This is a genomic window from Myxococcus llanfairpwllgwyngyllgogerychwyrndrobwllllantysiliogogogochensis (genome assembly GCF_006636215.1).
Classification (GTDB): domain Bacteria; phylum Myxococcota; class Myxococcia; order Myxococcales; family Myxococcaceae; genus Myxococcus; species Myxococcus llanfairpwllgwyngyllgogerychwyrndrobwllllantysiliogogogochensis.
Genome location: NZ_VIFM01000057.1, coordinates 13,114 through 31,107 on the forward strand (window position 1 = coordinate 13,114; position 17,994 = coordinate 31,107).

The 17,994-nt window shown below is 70.6% G+C and carries 16 protein-coding genes; 9 read left to right on the top strand and 7 right to left on the bottom strand.

Annotated features, from left to right (window positions below; all coding sequences use genetic code 11):
• Positions 1-20 precede the first annotated feature (20 nt).
• From FJV41_RS16555 to FJV41_RS16565, 3 genes are read left to right on the top strand one after another with little or no spacing between them, the layout of a single operon-like run.
• Positions 21-887, top strand: coding sequence for an ABC transporter substrate-binding protein (locus FJV41_RS16555; protein ID WP_141643461.1), 867 nt, complete (start codon positions 21-23; stop codon positions 885-887).
• Positions 884-1,678 (top strand): ABC transporter ATP-binding protein, encoded by a 795-nt coding sequence (locus tag FJV41_RS16560; RefSeq protein ID WP_141643462.1) that lies wholly within the window; start codon positions 884-886, stop codon positions 1,676-1,678. Before FJV41_RS16555 ends, FJV41_RS16560 begins: the two co-directional genes overlap by 4 nt.
• Positions 1,675-2,616: a FecCD family ABC transporter permease gene (locus FJV41_RS16565; RefSeq protein ID WP_141643463.1), complete on the top strand. Its 942-nt coding sequence runs from the start codon at positions 1,675-1,677 to the stop codon at positions 2,614-2,616. The genes FJV41_RS16560 and FJV41_RS16565 overlap by 4 nt, the downstream gene beginning before the upstream one ends.
• A 5-nt stretch (positions 2,617-2,621) precedes the next feature.
• Here the strand turns inward: FJV41_RS16565 and FJV41_RS16570 are convergent, their stop codons facing one another.
• The 4 genes from FJV41_RS16570 to cobT all read right to left on the bottom strand — a co-directional run bounded on the left by FJV41_RS16570 (position 2,622) and on the right by cobT (position 6,517).
• Positions 2,622-3,881: a cytochrome P450 gene (locus FJV41_RS16570; protein WP_141643464.1), complete on the bottom strand. Its 1,260-nt coding sequence runs from the start codon at positions 3,879-3,881 to the stop codon at positions 2,622-2,624.
• Between the two features lie 131 nt (positions 3,882-4,012).
• The gene (locus FJV41_RS16575; protein ID WP_141643465.1) at positions 4,013-4,633 is read right to left on the bottom strand and encodes a histidine phosphatase family protein; all 621 of its coding nucleotides are present in this window, start codon (positions 4,631-4,633) and stop codon (positions 4,013-4,015) included.
• A gap of 30 nt (positions 4,634-4,663) precedes the next feature.
• Positions 4,664-5,404, bottom strand: coding sequence for an adenosylcobinamide-GDP ribazoletransferase (cobS, locus tag FJV41_RS16580; protein WP_141643466.1), 741 nt, complete (start codon positions 5,402-5,404; stop codon positions 4,664-4,666).
• Between the two features lie 51 nt (positions 5,405-5,455).
• Entirely contained in the window at positions 5,456-6,517 is a 1,062-nt protein-coding gene (gene cobT / locus FJV41_RS16585) for a nicotinate-nucleotide--dimethylbenzimidazole phosphoribosyltransferase (protein WP_141643467.1), read from the bottom strand.
• 347 nt (positions 6,518-6,864) lie between these two features.
• On the opposite strand from cobT, the gene FJV41_RS16590 reads away from it, so the two are divergent.
• Positions 6,865-8,058 (top strand): D-Ala-D-Ala carboxypeptidase family metallohydrolase, encoded by a 1,194-nt coding sequence (locus FJV41_RS16590; protein ID WP_141643468.1) that lies wholly within the window; start codon positions 6,865-6,867, stop codon positions 8,056-8,058.
• Between the two features lie 12 nt (positions 8,059-8,070).
• The gene (locus FJV41_RS16595) at positions 8,071-9,165 is read left to right on the top strand and encodes a tetratricopeptide repeat protein (protein ID WP_141643469.1); all 1,095 of its coding nucleotides are present in this window, start codon (positions 8,071-8,073) and stop codon (positions 9,163-9,165) included.
• On the opposite strand, the gene FJV41_RS16600 is transcribed toward FJV41_RS16595, so the two are convergent.
• Both FJV41_RS16600 and FJV41_RS16605 read right to left on the bottom strand, forming a co-directional pair.
• The gene (locus FJV41_RS16600; protein WP_141643470.1) at positions 9,156-9,722 is read right to left on the bottom strand and encodes a metal-dependent hydrolase; all 567 of its coding nucleotides are present in this window, start codon (positions 9,720-9,722) and stop codon (positions 9,156-9,158) included. The two genes, FJV41_RS16595 and FJV41_RS16600, sit on opposite strands and share 10 nt — an antisense overlap.
• Positions 9,723-9,760: 38 nt before the next feature.
• The gene (locus FJV41_RS16605) at positions 9,761-9,994 is read right to left on the bottom strand and encodes a hypothetical protein (protein ID WP_141643471.1); all 234 of its coding nucleotides are present in this window, start codon (positions 9,992-9,994) and stop codon (positions 9,761-9,763) included.
• Positions 9,995-10,159: 165 nt separating this feature from the next.
• Here FJV41_RS16605 and FJV41_RS16610 point away from each other — a divergent pair, with 165 nt between their 5' ends.
• From FJV41_RS16610 to FJV41_RS16620, 3 genes are all read left to right on the top strand, one after another.
• On the top strand, positions 10,160-10,684 hold the full coding sequence (locus tag FJV41_RS16610) for a MarR family winged helix-turn-helix transcriptional regulator (RefSeq protein ID WP_141643472.1): 525 nt from the start codon (positions 10,160-10,162) through the stop codon (positions 10,682-10,684).
• Between the two features lie 107 nt (positions 10,685-10,791).
• The gene (locus tag FJV41_RS16615) at positions 10,792-12,039 is read left to right on the top strand and encodes an HlyD family secretion protein (protein WP_141643473.1); all 1,248 of its coding nucleotides are present in this window, start codon (positions 10,792-10,794) and stop codon (positions 12,037-12,039) included.
• 2 nt (positions 12,040-12,041) lie between these two features.
• Positions 12,042-13,583 (top strand): DHA2 family efflux MFS transporter permease subunit, encoded by a 1,542-nt coding sequence (locus tag FJV41_RS16620; RefSeq protein ID WP_141643474.1) that lies wholly within the window; start codon positions 12,042-12,044, stop codon positions 13,581-13,583.
• 114 nt (positions 13,584-13,697) lie between these two features.
• Here FJV41_RS16620 and FJV41_RS16625 read toward each other — a convergent pair whose 3' ends face one another.
• Positions 13,698-14,756 carry a polysaccharide lyase family 20 protein gene (locus tag FJV41_RS16625; protein ID WP_141643475.1) on the bottom strand — a complete coding sequence of 353 codons (1,059 nt, stop codon included), beginning with the start codon at positions 14,754-14,756 and terminating at the stop codon, positions 13,698-13,700.
• A gap of 489 nt (positions 14,757-15,245) precedes the next feature.
• Here FJV41_RS16625 and FJV41_RS16630 point away from each other — a divergent pair, with 489 nt between their 5' ends.
• Positions 15,246-17,993: a CHAT domain-containing protein gene (locus tag FJV41_RS16630; protein ID WP_141643476.1), complete on the top strand. Its 2,748-nt coding sequence runs from the start codon at positions 15,246-15,248 to the stop codon at positions 17,991-17,993.
• Position 17,994 lies beyond the last annotated feature (1 nt).

A 17,994-nucleotide genomic window follows, 5' to 3' on the forward strand; every position in this document is an offset into this window, starting at 1 on the left:
TCACGGGTTCCCTGCTGCTCATGTCCGTCGCGCGCTCCCTCTCCCTGCTCGTCGTCTCCCTCTCGCTCCTGGTCGGCTGCCAGCGCTCCGCGCCGGCTCCGGAGGCGGGGACGCGGCGAATCGTCTCGCTGTCTCCCGGAATCACGGAGACGCTCTACGCGCTGGGTGCGGGTGAGCAGGTGGTGGGCCTCTCCGACTGGGCCTCCTGGCCCTCCGAGACGGCATCCGTGCCCAAGGTGGGCTCCACGCTGTCGCCCAACTACGAGGCCATTGCCCGCCTCAAGCCCACCCTCATCATCGATGAGCAGGTGAAGCAGGCACCCGCGGGCTCGCTGTCCGCGCTCGCCCCGGTGAAGGTGCTGCCCTGGCTCTCCGTCGACGATGTGGCGAACGGGATTCGCGAGCTGGGCCGCCAGACGGGGCGCGAGGACGCGGCCACGAAGCTCGCCCAGAAGGTGGAGACGACGCTGAAGCGCAAGCCCCCGCCGGACGCGCCCCGGGTGCTCCTGGTGATTGGCGACCCGGAGGCCGCGCTCACCAGCATCTGGTACATCCGCAAGGGCTCGCTTCACGGTGCGGCCCTGGAAGCGGCGGGCGCGCGCAACGCCGTCGCCGAGGACCCCGCGGGCCCGCCCAACGTCTCCGTCGAGCAGCTCATGACGTTGGACCCGGACATCATCCTGGTGCTGGTGGAGGGTCCCCGCCTGACGCCGGAAGAGGAGGCGCGACAGCTCGCCCCGTGGAAGCAACTGACGGTGCTGCGCGCGGTGAAGCAGGGGCGGGTGAAGCTGGTCGCGGGCCCGGGCGTGCAGTCCACCGGCCCGCGCATCCTCGACGTCGTGGAGCAGCTCCAGGCCGCGCTGCGCTTCGACACGAAGACCCCATGACGTCTCTTCTGGAGGTCTCCGGGGCGACGGTGCGCAAGGGCGAGCGGGCGTTGCTGGAGGATGTGTCCCTCCGCGTCGCACCGGGAGATTTCGTCGCCGTGGTGGGACCCAATGGCGCGGGCAAGACGACGCTGATGCGCGTGGCGCTCGGCCTTCAGCGCCCCGACGCGGGCCGAGTCACCGTGAATGGCCGCGACGTGGGAGCCCTCTCCCCCCGGGAGCGCGCCGCGTTCCTCGCGTGGCTGCCCCAGCGCGTCCAGGTGTCCGAGCCCATCACCGCGCTGGAGCACGTGGCCGCCGCGCGCTACCGCTTCAAGGAGTCCCACCGTCGCTCGGAGGAATCCGCGCTCGTGGCGCTCGCCCGCGTGCAGGCGGAAGCCCTCGCCTCGCGGCCCATCACCGAGCTGTCCGGCGGCGAGCAGCAGCGCGTCGCGGTGGCGGCGCTGCTCGCGCAGGAAGCGCCCCTGGTGCTGCTGGACGAACCCGCCAACTTCCTGGACCCGGCCCAGCAGTTGGAGCTGTATGCGCTCGTGGGGCAGATGTGGCGCTCGGGGCTGGGCGTGCTGTGCATCACCCACGACATCAACGTGCTCGCCCATGCGATGCGCGCGGGCAGCGAGGGACGGATTCGGGTGCTGGGTTTGTCGAAGGGCCGCGTCGCCTTCGAGTCGCACTACGACGCCCCGGACCTGGGGGAGCACCTGGGCCGGGTGTTCTCCGTGCGGATGCGAGGCGTCGAAGTCGAGAACCGCCGGGTCTTCGTGGGCATGTCCCTGGAGCGTGGGGAATGAGGACGCGACTGGTGGTGATGTTGGCGGTGTGCGCGCTCGTGGTCGCCGTGGCGCCCTTCGTCGGTCCGCCCATGCCGCCGGACGCGCGCGACTTCATCCTCTGGCAGTTGCGCATCCCCCGGACGTTGATGGCGCTGGTGGTGGGAGGCACGCTGTCGCTGGTGGGCGCGGTGTACCAGTCCCTCTTCTCCAACCCGCTCGCCGCGCCGAGCACCATTGGCACCACGGCCGGCGCCACGCTGGGCGCGCTGGTGGCCATCGTCCTGGGCGCGCGCACCGCGCTGTGGGGCCTGCCGCTCATCACCGGCGCCGCCTTCGCGGGCGCGCTGGGGGTCAGCCTGCTGGTGGCCGCCATCGCGGCGGGGCGCAACGTGCGGATGAATGACCTGGTCCTCGCGGGCATCGCCTTCTCCATGGCGGCGGGCGCCATCTCCACCGGCGTGCAGTTCTCCGCGGACTCCGCCGAGCTGCTCACGGCCATGCGGTGGACCATGGGCCACCTGCCGCAGGTGGGCTATCAGAACATCGTGATGTTGCTGCCCATCGCCGCGGTGTCGGTGGTGGGCCTGCTGACGCTCACGCGGGCGCTGGAGGTGTTCATCTCCGGTGAGGAGCACGCCGAATCGCAGGGCGTCAACGTGCGCGCGGTCCGCATGGCCTCCATCGGCCTGGGGGCGCTGGGCGTGGCGGGCTGTGTCGCGTGGTGCGGTCCCATCGCCTTCGTGGAGCTCATCGTCCCCCACATCGTCCGGCGGGTACTGGGGGTGAGTCGGCGCGTGCTGCTGCCGTGCTCGGTGGTGGTGGGCGCCAGCTTCCTCGTGCTCTGCGACGCGGTGGCCCGCATCATCCTTCCAGGCAGGGAGACTCCCGTGGGCCTGGTGACGGCGGCCCTGGGCACGCCGCTCCTCATCTACCTGGTGGCGCGCAAGTCGTCCTGAGTCGCTCAGCCCTGGCAGGGCAGTGAGGTGAGGCCCCGGAACACGGCGGTGTCGCGCCGCTTCCACGCGCCGGGCACCAGTCGCAGTCCAGGCAGGTCCCTGGCCAGCATGCCCAGCACGCCCTGGGCCTCCATGCGCGCGAGCGCCGCCCCGACGCACTGGTGGATGCCGTGGCCGAAGGCGATGTGCTGGAGGTCCGGGCGTTGGATATCGAGCGTGTCGGGTTGCTCGAAGCGCCTCGGGTCCCGATTGGCCGCGCCCAGCAACACCCAGGCCCACTCACCCGCGCGCACGGTGGCGCCGCCCACCTCCACGTCCTCCTGCGCCATGCGGGAGCAGAGTTGCAGGGGCGTGTCGAAGCGCAGCAGTTCCTCCACGGCTCCCTTGAGGCGCGAGGGCTGGGCACACAGCGCCTCCCACTGCGCGCGGTGCTCCATCAGCGCGAGCACTCCGTTGCCGATGAGATTGACGGACGTGTCGTAGCCTCCGAAGAGCAGGAGCATGCAGGTGGGCAGCAGCTCCTCCTCGCTCAGCGCCTGCTCGTCCTCCTGCGCGGCCACCAGCAGCCCGAGGACATCGCCGCGACGCGACTGCCTGCGCCGGGTGACGGAAGCCTGGAGGCTCTGGCTCACCTCGCGGGTGGCGGCGCTGGCGGCCTCTCTCACGGCCAGCGGCGCGGAGGCGTCTCCACAGCGCGCGAGCGCGAGCGCCCACCGCTGGTACAGGTCCGAGTCCAGCTCATCGGCGCCCACGAGCCAGCGCAGCGTCGTCCGGGCCAGGGGCGCGGCCAGGTCCGCGATGATGTCCAGCTCTCCTTTCTGGCGCGCCCGGAAGAGGAGCGCCTCCACCGTGGCCTGGACGTGCAGGGACAGCTCCTTCATGCGCGGACCCAGCGCGCGCTTCGTCACGGCGCGCAGGCGCGTGTGGTCCGGCGGGTCCATCAACAGAAACCACTGACGGTGCATGGCGGACAGCGCCGCGAGCGCCTCCGGAGGCGAAGGGAAGTCCTCGGGGCGGCTCTCCCTGGCGCCCGTGATGTTCCGGCTGAAGCGCGGATGGGAGAGCACCTCCACGCAGTCCGCGTGGCGGGAGAACAGCCACAACCGGAGCTCGGGGTTCCAGCAGGCGGGCCGCTGGAGGAGTTGCTCATAGACGGCGTAGGGATTGCCCCGTGACTCGGCTGAGAAGGGATTGAGGCAGTGCGTCTCACGGGCCCCGGGGGCGCTGGGAGGCCTGTCGGCTTCGCCTCGCGGGTCGCTCTCCATGGGACGGTCCCCCGTGCGGCGGATGGACGATGTGAGAAAGACAGACACAGCGCCGCGCCGTGAATTGTAAAGGCTACGCCTCGCGGACAAAACCGGTCAAGCCGAGGGCCCCCGGGGGCTGGCCCGCTGTGTCACGGCGCCGCGTTCGTCAACTTCACCACGGGCTCATCGCCATAGAAGTCGATGACATTCACGGCGGCGTGGACCTGGTCCAGGCGGAACAGATGTTTGTCCGCCATGCCCAGCGACTCGGCGAGGAGGGTGCGGTTGACGCCTCCATGCGACACCAGGGCGAAGCACTGTCCGACATGCCGCGCGCGCAGGACTCGGCCCCCCGCACGGACGCGCTCGCGCATCTCCGAGAAGGTCTCTCCTTCTGGAAATCGCACCCGCTCGGGGTGCGCCATCCATTCCGCGTACACCTCCGGAAACTGGCGCTCGGCCTCCTCGTAGGTGAGGCCCTCGAAGAGTCCGAAGTCGATTTCGCGGAAGGCCTCCTCCACGCGGATGTCCAGGCCGCGTCCCTCCGCCACGCGCTTCGCCGTATCGAGGGCTCGGCGGCGAGGGCTCGAATAGAGGCCCTGGAGGTCCGCGCTGGCCAGCAGGCTCGCGGCGCGCTCCGCCTGGGCATGCCCCTCCGGCGCGAGGCCCACGTCGAGCCGTCCGTAGCAACGGCCCTTCATCTCCTCGGAGGGCTTGCCGTGCCGCAGCAGAATCATGCGCGTCACGCCGCTCGGTATTCGCCAGTCCATGCCGCGTCCGTTCCCTATGCTCGCTTCACTTCAACCGAGTGCCAGCGCGAGCACGAGCACCAGCGCCTCGCAGACCTCGGTGTTGGCTCCCATGGTATCGCCGGTGATGCCATCGATTTTCTTCCGGCACCAGAGGCCCTGGAGCGCGGATACGACGGCCACCATCACCAGGGCCACGCCCCCTCGCCAGCCCATCAGGCCCAGCGCGAAGCCGAGCGCCAGCACCGTGGCGCCAATGACTTCGACGCGGCCCACATAGTCGGTGATGGCCATGCCGATGCCCCCGCTTCGCCGCGCATAGGGAAGCAGCCAGCCTTGAGGGACGGAGCCCCAGCGGCCCAGCGCCAGCGCCACGACCAGCGCGGCGTCCGCCTGCCCGCGCTCCAGCAGCGCCGCCAGGGCGCTGGCCTTGAGGCCCACGGTCAGCAACAGCGCGACACCTCCATACGCGCCAATGACGTGGTCTCTCATGATGCGCAGCACGTCCTCCTTGGTGCGCCCGCCGCCGAAGCCGTCCGCCATGTCCGCCAGCCCGTCCAGGTGCAGAGCGCCGGTGAGCAGCGCGTAGACGGCGAGCAGCAGATACGCCGTCACCATCGACGGCAGCAGGGGGTAGAGCGCGAAGCGCACGCCGACGAGCAGTGCGGCGAGCAGGGCGCCCACCAGGGGGAAGCACAGCGTCGCGCGGCCCACGTCGGCGGCGTCGAAGGTGGCCGCCCCGGGGACGGGGATGCGACTGAGGAAGGCGATGCCGGCGAGGAGTCGCTTCATGGGGGCTCGGGTGTCGCGACTCCTGCCACGTTTTGGCCGGAGGAGCGAGCCTCAGCGCCGGCTCTTCTCCGCGACGCCCGCCGAGGCGAACGTCGCCATCTCGTGCAGGATGTGCATGCTGCTGTCCATCAGCCCCATCGCGAGCACGGCGCCCGTGCCCTCGCCCAGGCGCAGGCCCAGGTCGAGCAGGGGCCGCAGGCGCAGGGCCTCCAGCACCCGGCGGTGGCCCGCCTCGCGCGACATGTGACTGGCGAGCAGGAAGGGCATCACCTTGGGACACAGCCGTGCGGCCACCAGCCCGGCGACCGAGGAGATGAAGCCATCCAGCATGACGGGCACCCGCCGCGAGGCCGCGCCCAGCGCCGCGCCGGCCAGTCCCGCGATTTCAAAGCCGCCCACCTTGGCGAGCACGTCCAGCGGGTCCGCCGCGTCCGGCTTGTTCACCGTGAGTGCCCGGCGCACCACCTCCACCTTGCGCGTGAGGCCCGCGTCGTCCACGCCCGTGCCTCGCCCGGTGGCCATGTCCGGTGACACGCCCGCGAGCACGCACGTGAGCGCCGCCGACGCGGTGGTGTTGCCAATGCCCATGTCGCCCAGGCCCAGCAGCGTCACGCCCGAGTCCGCCAACTCCAACGCCAGGAGCGCGCCCACGCTCAGGGCCTCCTCGGCCGTCTTGCGCGACATGGCCGGCCCTCGGGCCAGGTTGGCCGTACCGGGGCCCTGGCTGTGCATGCGCACGCCCTCCAGTCCCTCCACGGGCACGCGCACGCCCATGTCGACGACCTCCACGCGCACGCCGTGCTGTCGGGCCAGCACGTTGATGGCGGCGCCGCCTCGGGCGAAGTTGGCCACCATCTGCGCGGTGACCTCCGCGGGGTAGGCGCTCACGCCTTCCTCCGTCACGCCGTGGTCCGCCGCCATCACCACCAGCCCCTTGCGCGGCATCGCGGGCGCGGGCTCACCGCGCAGCGTGGCCCACTGACACGCCAGCTCCTCCAAGCGGCCCAGGCTGCCCTGGGGCTTCGTCTTCATGTCCAGCAGGCCCTGGCACTGGCTCCCTGCCTCGGCGTCAGGTTCGGGAATCCTGGCGAGCACGTCACGGTACGCAGGCATGGGGCCCCCTTCGAGGGAAACCCCTTCAAGCTAGGCGTGCGCGGTGCCGCGAGGCAATGGCCGCGGGCCGGTCCGAGGGCGCGGTGCTGCATGGTGGTGGACACAACCCCGCACGCGCGTCCTGTCGTGGAGGCCACGGGCGGTGTGCCTTCGAGGGCTGGGAGACCGTGCGACGAGGGGTGCCCTTCAAGGCGGGCGCATCGTCGAGCAGTGAGGGATTGGATTCCGGCGCGTCGGGTCAGTGACAGCGCCGAGGCGTGTGTCCCTGGCACGCGGCGCGGCGCGGGTGAAAGTGCGCGGGCCGCTGTACGGCTGTCCCGAGCTCAGGGCGGCGGGGGGAGGCGCTCATGAACAGGAAGGCACGGTGGTGGGGGCTGGCGCTGGTGGCGTTCGTCGCGAGCTGCAAGTGCGGGAGCGAGTCGGACCCGACGGGCACGGGGGGCAGTGGAGAGCCTCCGCCCCTGGTGGAAGTCACCACGCCGGAAGGGGGTGAGCCGGTGTCGCTGGCCATCATCGAGGCCTTCACGCGCCGCGAGGAAACGCCTCCGCGCACGTCGTTCGTGACGAGCGAGGAGCTGGTGGTCCGCGCGCGCGTCACGGGCGGCGAGGCGGGGTTGGTGGACCGCATCAAGTGGACGGTGACGCCGGTGGGCACGCGCACCGGGCCCGCGGAGCCCGCCACGGCGACAGGCGCCGAGCTGACGTTCCGAGGCAAGTCCGCGCAGTCGGTGGCGGGCAGTCGGGACCCCAACCCTCCGCTCGAGTACGAGGTGTTGGGCGTGCTCGACCTGGAGGATGGCCGCGGGCTGGAGGTGAAGCTGCCTCCGTCCTCGTTCCTCCGCCAGGACGAGACGGACACGCTGAGACAGGAGTACGTGGATTACGACACGGACTTCCAGCCGACGCTGGCCAACATCCGCGTGCCGGGCAACACGACGCTCAACCGGGGCAACTACACGCTCGTCGCCGAGGAGACGCCGGGCGACCTGGACAAGCTGCTCCAGGACGTGGACACCGAGCTGAACAAGCTCCTCAAGGATGATGTGCAGGTGGTGCCGGTGGGCACGGTGACGAGGAGCCCCGCGACGGTGGTCGTATCGGCCGGGGGGTCGGTGCTGATGCTCGGGCCCCTGGGAGACACCACGCCGAGCGGCGATGACGTGTGCGCGGGACTCCGGGTGGGCGGCCTGTGCGCGGGGCCCATCCTCGCCGGGCCGAACCGGCGGGCCGACACCACCGCGAACAACCGCGTCGCGACGGTGAGCGTGGAGCCCTTCATCACCAGCGCGTTCCGCAATCCGCAGCGCAACCGGTTCATCGGCTCGGGCTCCATCAACAGCCGTCACACCCGGGGACGCGCGCTCGACATCGACCCGCGCTCCATGGTGGTGCCCGGCAGGGATGCGCGGCAGCTCATGTGTCTGGTGGAACTCGCGGGCATCCGGGTGGTGGGCGAGGAAGACAGCTTCACGGAGAACGGGCCGGTGACGTTCCTCGACTGCAATGACCCGGCGGCGGACCACGTCCACATCCAGCGGTAGCAAGGAGGGCAGATGAGCGCGAAGGTTCTACTCGTCGCGGTGTGGGGGGTGCTCACGCCCGTGTTGGCACAAGTCCCGTCGTCCGCGGCGCCCAAGCCCTCGGTGGCGACGCCCGCCACGCTGTCACCCACGGCGAAGGAGGGCATCCGGTTGGCGCAGCGGGACTGTCCCTCGGATGGCTTCGACAAGGCGCGCTGCGCGAGGGCCATCGCCCTGCTGGAGGAAGCGGCGAACGAGAACCCGAACCAGCAGGACGTGCAGCTCGCGTTGGCGCAGGCGTACTGGAACACGTCGTTTCGCGAGTCACCGCAGGGGCGCTCCCGGGGGGACTTGCGGCAGCGCTCGCTGGACATCTACCAGCGGCAGGTGGAGCTGGGCTCGAAGGATGCCAGGCCCTACTGGGAGCTGAGCCTTCGACAGAAGGACGAGGCGCAGCGACTGCCGCTGTTGCGACGCACGGTGGAGCTCAACCCGGTCCATCCGCAGGCCAACCGGGAGCTGGCGCGCACGGAGCTGTCGGTGGGGGAGGTGGACGCGGCGGTGCGCAGCTACCAGAAGCACCTGGAGGTGAGCCCCTATCGCGACTCGAGTGATGCGCTCGCGCACCTGGACTTCGCGAAGCAGTTGGAGGGCGCGGGACGCCCGAAGGACGCGGCCCAGGTGACCGAGCGGGTGTCGACGCTCATGCAAGGCGAGCGTCGTGCCACGCGCTGCGAGGTCTGGCGGTCCGCGGACCCGAAGCTGTACGCGCAGAAGGCGGAGCTGTCGAAGAAGGTGAAGGAGCTGCTCCCCTACTGCACGGAGACCGCGTCACTCGAGCAGGCGGCGGAGCTGGAGCGCCAGGGGCGGGTCGACGAGGCGATTGTCGCCGCGAAGCGACAACTGGAAGAGAACCCGAAGCCCGAGGCGACCCACGTCATGCTGGAGCGCCTCTATCAGAGCAAGGGCGAGCCGGCACAGGCCGCGCAGGTGGCCACGCAGACCCTGGAGCAGGAGCCCGATGCGAAGGAGAAGTGCGAGCGCTTCCGCGAGCTCGCGCCCACCACCGTGCGGGCCATGCCGCAGGACCAGGTGGAGGCGCTGCGGCGCGACTGCCATCAGCCGTGAGGTCCACTTCGCTCGGCGCTCCCGGGTGCGGGCGCCTCGCGCTCCCCGAGGAAGCGCCGCCGCAAGGTCTTCGTCACCTCCGCGTCCCAGCGCGGGGACAGCAGCTCGACGAAGGTCCGCCGCCAGCGCAGCGCGCACGCGAAACACGCCAGCGTGGTGATGAGGCCGATGACCGCGTTCTGCCACGAGGAGAGGTTCCACTGCCCCTGCCAGAACCACTCCCGGAAGCTGGTGGGCCAGTAGTAGTAGATGGGCCACCCCGGCCCGCTGCCCGCGAGGTCGCAGAGCAGGTGCAGGTGGAAGGTCCCCAACGCGAGCAGCCCCACGCGCAGCCGTTGTCGCGCCAGCCCCATGCACACCGCGGCGGTGAGGAGCGCCCCCACGTAGCCGTGGAACAGCACGTGGTGATAGCGCACGTACAGCTCCTCGCCCCCCAGCAGCGTGAGCCCATCCAGGTCCGGGGCCAGGCCCGCGCAGGTGACCAGGATGCGGTCTCTTCGCTCGCGCAGCCCCTGCGCCGCCAGCCACGAGAACTCCGCATGGACGAGGGGATTCATGAAGCCCCGGAGCCTACGTCAGCGGCGCGTCCCCGCGCTCACGTGGGCACGGGCGAGCGACGGGGTGTGCCCAACAGCTCCAGCGTCCGCACCGCCACGTCCGCCAGCGTGGCCGAGCACGGCTGGCAGCCTCCACCGCAGCAGGGGGACCAGTCCCCCTCCGGGTCCCTGAGCAGGCCATACACGCAACTGCGCAGGTAGTCCGGCAGCCCGGCCTCCTCGGAAGCACGGCGCAGCGCCTCCTGCACGGTGGGGTCCTTCACGTCGAGCACACCCCTTCATAACGGTGCGCGTGGCCCTTGGGGATTCGCCTTCACTCCCCGGGCAGGCGAGCAGCCCTGCCTGTCTCTTTCTGGCGCCCTCCCGCAGATTTCTATTGCGCCCACTAGTTAGGGGCCTTACGAGTTGGGGGCGGCATCTTTTCGCCGCGCATCGAGATGAGCGTGAGTCCTCCTCCCATCACCCGCTTCGAGCGGTTGCAGCGACTGGCGCGGCGCTTCCCGCAGCTCGACACGAGCGGCCTGGAGACGTGCATCACCCTGCTGCGCCTGTCGAACGATTTATCCGACGCCTACGACGCCAGCCTGGCGCGACACGGGCTGTCGAAGGGGCGCTTCACCGTGCTCGTCCGGCTGTTCTCCACCAGCGAGGCGGAGGACGGCCGAGGGCTCACGCCGGCGGAGCTGGCGGAGAACTCGTGTGTGAGCCGCGCCACCATGACGGGCCTGCTCGACACGCTGGAGAAGGACGGCCTCATCTCCCGGGAGGACCACCCGGAAGACCGCCGCATGTACACCGTGCACCTCACGCCGAAGGCCCGGCAACTGCTCGAAGGGATGCTCCCCGAGCACTACCGCCGCGTCGCCGCGCTCATGTCTCCGTTGAACGAGCAGGAACGCGTCACCCTGCGCGAGCTGCTGGCCAAGGTCTCCACCGGCATCCCGGCCTTCCGGGAGCCGTGAGCCACCCCCTGAACCCTTGATTCCCCTTTGCCGATTCGGCGGATGAGCCGCTGCGTCCAGATGGTTAGCCACCAAATCATCGACCCGCTGAACCTTTGAGAACCACCATGAGCACTGCTTCCCCCTCCCTGGATGTGCAGGACAACGATGTTCCGAAGAACCTCCCCTCCGTCGTGAAGGAGCCCGCCGCGCCGCGCTCGCGAGCGAAGAAGGTGTTGCCCGCCCTCGTCGCGCTGGCGCTGGTGGGAGGTGGCGCCCGCTGGGTGCTGACGCGAGGCCACGAGTCCACGGATGACGCGCAAGTGGAAGGCCGCATCGCCAACGTGTCGCCGCGCGTCTCCGGCATGGTCGCCAAGGTGCGGGTGAGCGACAACCAGGCGGTGAAGGCCGGTGACGTCCTCGTCGAGCTGGACTCCACGGACCTGGACGCGAAGCTGGAGGTGGCCCGCGCGGACGTGCTGAGCGCGGAGGCCCAGGCGTCCAACGCCCAGTCGCAGCTGGCGCTCACGGAGGTCAACGCCGGCGCCAACCTGCGCCAGGCGCGCGGTGGCGTGGTGCAGGCGAACAGCGGCATCAGCTCGTCCAAGGCGGCGCTGGACCAGTCGCACGCGGACGTGGCGGCGGCCGAGGCCCGCTTCAAGCTGGCGGACGCGGACATGACGCGCGTGAAGACGCTGAAGGCGGAGGGCGCGGTGACGCAGGCGGACCTGGACGCGCGGCAGTCCGCGTATGACCAGGCGAAGGCGCTGCTGGACGTGGCGCGCGCGCGGCTGACCTCCACGCAGGCGGGGGTGCAGGGCTCCTCCGGTGGGCTGGAGACGGCGCAGGGGAAGCTGGCCGCCGCGGAGACGGGGCCGGTGCAGGTGCAGGCGGCGCAGGCGGCGGTGAAGCTGTCCGACGCGAAGCTCAAGCAGGCCCAGGCGGCGCTGCACCTGGCGGAGCTGGCCGTCTCCTACACGAAGGTGCGCGCGCCGGTGGACGGCGTGGTGAGCCGTCGCACGGTGGAGGTGGGGCAGATGGTGGGCCCGGAGCGTCCGCTGATGGCGGTGGTGCCGCAGGACGACGTGTGGGTGGTGGCCAACTTCAAGGAGGACCAGGTGGGCGAAATGAAGGCGGGCCAGCCGGTGGAGGTGGAGGTGGATGCCTTTGGGAGCCACGCCTTCAAGGGCCATGTGGACAGCCTGGCCGGCGCCAGCGGAGCGCGCTTCGCGCTGCTGCCTCCGGACAACGCGTCCGGCAACTTCGTGAAGGTGGTGCAGCGCATCCCCGTGCTCATCCGCTTCGACGGTGAGTCGCAGGTGGCGCTCAAGCCGGGCATGAGCGCCGTCGTCACCGTGGACACGAGGAGCAACTAGTCGTGAAGGGCGACGTCATCACCGGCTCCAAGGCCGGCATCACCATCGCCGCCATGGCCGCGGCGCTGATGTCCGTGCTGGACATCTCCATCGTCAACGTCGCGCTCAGCGACATCCGCGCGAGCTTCGGCACGCCGTTGGACCAGATTGCCTGGGTGTCCACCGGCTACATGATGGCGAACGTGGTGGTCATCCCGATGACGGGCTGGCTCCAGCGGCGCTTTGGTTTCCGGCGCTACTTCACCGCGTCCATCCTCATCTTCACCGCGGCCAGCGTGCTGTGTGGCCTCGCGTGGGACCTGCCGTCGCTGGTGGCCTTCCGCATCCTCCAGGGCATGGGGGGTGGCGCCATCATCCCCACGTCGCAGGCCATCCTCTTCGCGCGCTATCCACAGAAGGAGCACGGCATGGCCGGCGCGCTCTTCGGCCTGGGCGCGGTGACGGGGCCGCTCCTGGGGCCCACGGTGGGCGGCATGCTCATCGAGGTGGCGAGCTGGCACTGGATATTCCTCATCAACCTGCCGGTGGGCCTGTTCGCCGCGTTCATGGCGTGGCGTCACATCAAGCAGGAGGACTTCGCGCCCTCCACGGCCCGCGTGGACCGGTGGGGAATCGCCCTGCTCGCGGTGGGCATGGCGGCGCTCCAGTTCGTGCTGGAGGAGGGCACGCGCGAGGACTGGTTCGACAGCATGAAAATCACCGTGCTCGCCGTGGTGGCGGGCGTGGCGCTCATCACCTTCATCGTCCACCAGTTGGAGACACCCGAGCCGGTGGTGGATTTGAGGGTCTTCGCCAATCGCTCCTATGCGGCGGCCACGGGAGTGAACTTCCTCGTCGGGACGGCGCTGTTCGGAGGCTCGTTCCTCTTCAGCCTCTTCTGCGGCACGGTGATGCACTACTCGGCGCTCGACATCGGCCTGGTGTTCCTCAAGGGCAGCTTCATCCAGGTGTTGTTGATGCCGCTCATCGGCAAGTTCGGCGGCAAACTGGACGGGCGGTGGCTGGTGGGCCTGGGCATCGTCGGCATGTGCTTCTCGCTGTGGACCAATGGCCACTTGAGCAGCACGGCGGACGAGGCGGCGCTGATTACACCCGTCTTCATCCGCGCCTGCTCCATGGGCTTCATCTTCGTGCCGCTGTCGGTGATGGCGCTCAGCAATCTGCGGCCGGACCAGCGCGGCAACGCGGCGGGGCTCTTCAACCTGACGCGCGAATTGGGAGGCTCCATCGGCACCGCGTGGATGAGCAGCGCGCTCAACCGGCTGACGAAGGTGAACACCACGGCGCTCGCGTCGCACGTGGACCCGTACAGCCAGGTGACCCAGGAGCAGCTCGCCGCCCTCAAGGCCACGGTGGCCGCGCGGGTGACGGACCCCCTGGCCGCCGCCTATGGCCTGTTCAGCCAGCGCATCAACATGCAGGCGCTGGTGCGGGCCTTCAACGCCAACTTCACCGTGCTCACCGCCATCTTCGCGTGCTCACTGGTGCTGGTGTTCCTCCTCCAGCGCGCCAATCCCGGCGTGAAGGTGGAGGGCGCTCACTGACGTCCGGGCGGCTCGCGCCGCGCACGCGCTGGAAACACAAAAGCGGGTCCGCTCTCGAGGAACGGACCCGCTTTCGTGTTTCCAGGCGGCGGAGAAGAGGTCCGCCGGTTCATCTCAGCGCCGGGGGGCGCGGACTGGCGCGGGCTTGCGACGACGGCTCAGCAGCGTGGCCATGGCCAGGAGCGCGGTGGCGGCGACGAACGGAGCGCCGCCCGTGGCCGACGCGCCACAGCCCTGCGCGCCGCTGTCGGACATCGGGTTGTTGGTGCCATCGCCAGGATTGTTCACCACGCCGACGTTCGGCGTGCCGGTGCCAGGCAGCGTGGGCACGGTGATGACCGGAGGCGGGGTAGGCGTCGGGGTGGGCGTGGGCGTGGGCGAGGGGTCCGGCGTCGGCGTGGGAGTCGGCTCCGGAACGGGCGTCGGCGTGGGAGTCGGCTCCGGCACGGGCTCGGGCACCGGCGCGGGGGGAATCACGTCCTCGAGCGCGGTGCTCATGGTGAAACCATCGTGGTACACGCTCGCCTCGGGCTGGATGGTGTCCTCGCGGTACAGGCCGAGCTTCAGGTAGTTCATCTCGCTGCCGAACTGCGTGGCGCCCATCGTCTTCGGCAGCGCCAGCTTGCCGTTGTGCCAGAGCTGCACGAAGCCGACCTTCGCGTTGGAAGACCACTTCACCTGGAGCACGAAGTCGTGCCACGAGCCCCGGGAGAGCGGGCCCTGCCAGGGGATGGGACCTTCGGAGCCGCCCACGCGCAGGAACATCTGGTCGCCCTTCACGAAGAACTCCAGCGGGGGCGAGCCACAGCAGCCCTCCTGGTGCCACTGCGCGAAGACCTGCCACCCGTCCGACAGGGGGTAGTCCTTCGGGAACAGCGTGCTCCACTTGTAGAAGTACGTGGAGCCCGCCTTCTCCTCACTGATGTAGAGCAACTCGTTGCGATTGCCGCTGGCGCCGATGGGGTCATCGCCCTGGCGCACGGTGGCCTTCAGGGCATAGCGGCCTTCGCGCACCATGTCCGTCACCACTTGAAGACGGCTGTTGGAGACGCTCTGCGAGCGCGTCCACTGCGAAATGTTTCCGGTCTCGAAGTCGCCCTTCCACACCACCTCCGCGGAGGCGAGTGAGGGAACCAGCAACACCAGGGCGGCGAGTCGAAGGAATGCGGTCAAACGAGGTCCTTTCATTCCGGGTTGGCGCATGGGGACACCCGGCCGGGCGTGCTACTTCCCGCTCATGACTGGCTGCCAACCCCCAGGGGTGCGCGCCCTCGTCCGTTCGCCCGGTGGGGAGCAAAGCGGCACGGCGCTTTCGTGCTCGCTCGCCGGTTGCCGCATCGCGCAGTGATTCTGGGGGGATGGAGCGCCGCGTCGCGGGTGGGTGCGCGAGCCACCTCGCGTCGTGTCGTGCTCGCATGCTCCACGGCCTTGGGACGCGCCGTCGTCCCGCACGTCCGCCGTTGCATGGGAAATCCGGACCTGCGTCACCGGTGCCGAGGATTCGGCGGCATGTCCGTTCGTACGAGACGGACGTGGACTCCCGAACGTCCGCACCCTGGGGGAGGGGTGTCTGCTTTCCGTCGAAAGTCGGCGGAGGCAGGAGGGTTGGTGTAGAACCCAACGCGTGGGCGGCTGCTTGGGGGAGGCGCCCGAGGGGGCAGCATGTTGAAGTCGACGTACGACAAGGCCCTGGTCCTGGCGTTGGCCGCGCCCGTGCTCGTTGTCACCTTCCTGCTCGCGCGCACACCGTCCGGGGGGAACGGAGTGGAGACGCGATTCTGGGCCGAGCGCCGGGCGTCCGCGCGCATCGAGGCCCGACTCACCTACCCGGAAGCCGACCGTTACCGTCCGCGAGTCTCCGCGGGTGGCTGTCTCATTCCTCCCGAGCCCATTCCGTTGAAAGAGCTGGCCCGGCTGGAGGAGGAGGGCGACTGGGCGGGCATTGCCGCCGCGTACGGCCTGCAGGGCGAGTGGAACCAGTCCGGCTCCTTCCTGGAGCGGATGACGTCATCCCCGGACCGCGACAGCGACCTGGCCGCCGTGCACCTGGCGAAGGGAGCCCACGAGCAGGCGCTGAGGTTGCTGGATGGCGTGCTGGCGACGAAGCCCCAGCACCCGCAGGCGCTGTGGAACCGCGCGCTGGTGCTCCGCGACATGGGGCTCACCATGAAGGCGGCGGAGACCTTCGAGAAGGTGGCCGCGCTCGGTGAGCAGGGGTGGAGCCGCGAGGCGAAGGCGCACGCGCTGACGCTGCGCGAGGAGACGCTGGAGCGGGCGAGGAAGTGGCGCGGCGCGCGCGACGCGACGCTGGCGCTGATGGACGACGCGAAGGCGCCGCTGCCCCTCCAGGAAGCGCGTCAGAGTCCGGGGGTCGTCCGGCAGCACTTCTACGACGTGGTCCGCGCGGCGCCGTCGAAGGAGCGCGTGCTGGCGCTGATGCCGCTGGCGCGGGAGTTGGACCGCATCCAGGGCGGCTCCTCGCTCGGGGACTATGTGACGCGCGTGTCGTCCCGCGACTTCGCCCGCCGGGGTGAGCTGTCGCGGAGTTACGCGGAGGCGGTGCGCAAGCGCGCCGCCGCGCCGGAGTCGCTGGTGGAGATGGTGCGCGCCTCCAGTGAGGACGACCTCTTCGTCGGGCTGGCGCTGCACAACAAGGCCGCGCTGCGCTACCTGCCGGACCTGGAGTCGCGAACCCAGCGCGACCAGGACTCCTGGTTCAGCCTCTATCTGGAGCGCGAGCGGGCCCGCAAGGAGGTGGCGGACGGGGAGTGGTGGAAGGCCGAGCAGCGCCTGTTCAACGCGCTCCAGCGCTGCCGCGAGGGCGCCTTCTCCGTGCGCTGCGTGGAGCTGGAGGGCCGCCTGGGCATCCTCTACGCGGACCTGCGGCGGCTGACGGAGGCCGAGCAGCACACGCGCACCGCCTGGTCCTGGGCGCGCCAGCTCCAGGAGTGGGACCTGGAGCTGACGGCGCTGGAGAACCTCAACCACATCGCGAGGGACCGCGGCGATTTCTCCAGCGCGCTCGCCTATGTGGAGGAGTGGTCCGCGCGCGGCGGTCGCATCGACCCCTGCTACTGGCCGAACATCAATCGGGCCCACACGTCCTACCTGGCGCTGCGTCCGGAGGCCGCGCGTGACGCGCTGGCCGCCGCCGCCGCGTGCCCCCAGGCGCCGTTGGACCTGATGTTCGGCGCGACGTTCGCGGAGATGGCGCGCGCGCGTCCGGACCCGAAGGACGCGGAGCGGCTGCGCCATGTGTTCGACGTCGCGCGGGTCAACAACCCGATGCCCGGCGACGCCGTGTACGCGCGCTACATCGAGGGCCGCTTCGCGCTGGACCGGGAGCATGAGCGGGGCGTGGAGTTGCTCACGCGCGCCATCGAGGACGCGCGGAAGCTGCCGTCCACCGACGTGCTGGCGCGCGAGTCGTGGACGCTGAGCTACTCCTCGCTCGTCACCGATGCGGGGCGCACCGGCGACTGGGCGCGGGTGCTGGAGTTGATGGCCGCGCAGTTGGAGACGCAGGTGCCCGCGAAGTGCGCGCTGGCCGCAGCGGTGCACAGCGAGCGCTCCGTGGCCGTCGCGCGCGGACCGGACGGCGAGCTGGTGGGCGACTACCAGGGAGACCGCAAGGCGCCCTTCGCCGAGAGCCCCAGCGCGCAGCTCATTCCCGAGCGGGTGCGGCAGGCGCTGCGAGGCTGCCCCCAGGTGGACGTGCTGGCCTGGGCCCCTGTCTTCGGGCGCACGGACCTGCTGCCCTCGGACCAGCCCTGGAGCTTCCGCATGGGCCGCACCGTCCCGCCTCCCGGCGGCGCGCCCTCGTCCCGGCGGCTGGTGGTCTCCAGCGTGGAGGCGCCCGCGCTCCTGCAACTGCCCCGGCTGCCCCCGTGGACGCCGTCGACCGAGACAGAGTCCACGGCGCTGGAGCTGCTGTCGGGCCCGGACGCCACGCCCTCGCGCGTGCTCTCCGGCATGTCGGATGCGACGGAAATCGAGATTCACGCGCACGGCATCAGCGACCCGGTCCTCTCCGACGCCGCGTTGGTGGTGCTGACGCCCGAGGGCAACGGCCGCTATGCGCTGACGGCGGACATCGTCCGGCAGCAGAAGCTGGCGGGCGCGCCGCTCGTCTTCCTCGCGGCGTGCAGCGCGGGGCGGCTGGCCTCCACCACCACCCACGAGCCCTTCAGCCTGCCGGCCGCGTTCATCGAGGCGGGCGCGCGCGCGGTGCTCGCCTCCACCGTGGACATCCCCGACGCCGCGGGCCGCTTCTTCGACGGCGTGCGCCAGCGCATCCGCGGCGGCACCGCGCCCGCCGTGGCCTTGCGCGACGAGCGGCAGAAGTGGCTCGCGCGCGATGCCCGCAACGGCTGGACGCACCACGTGCTGCTGGTGGAGACGTCCGACTGAG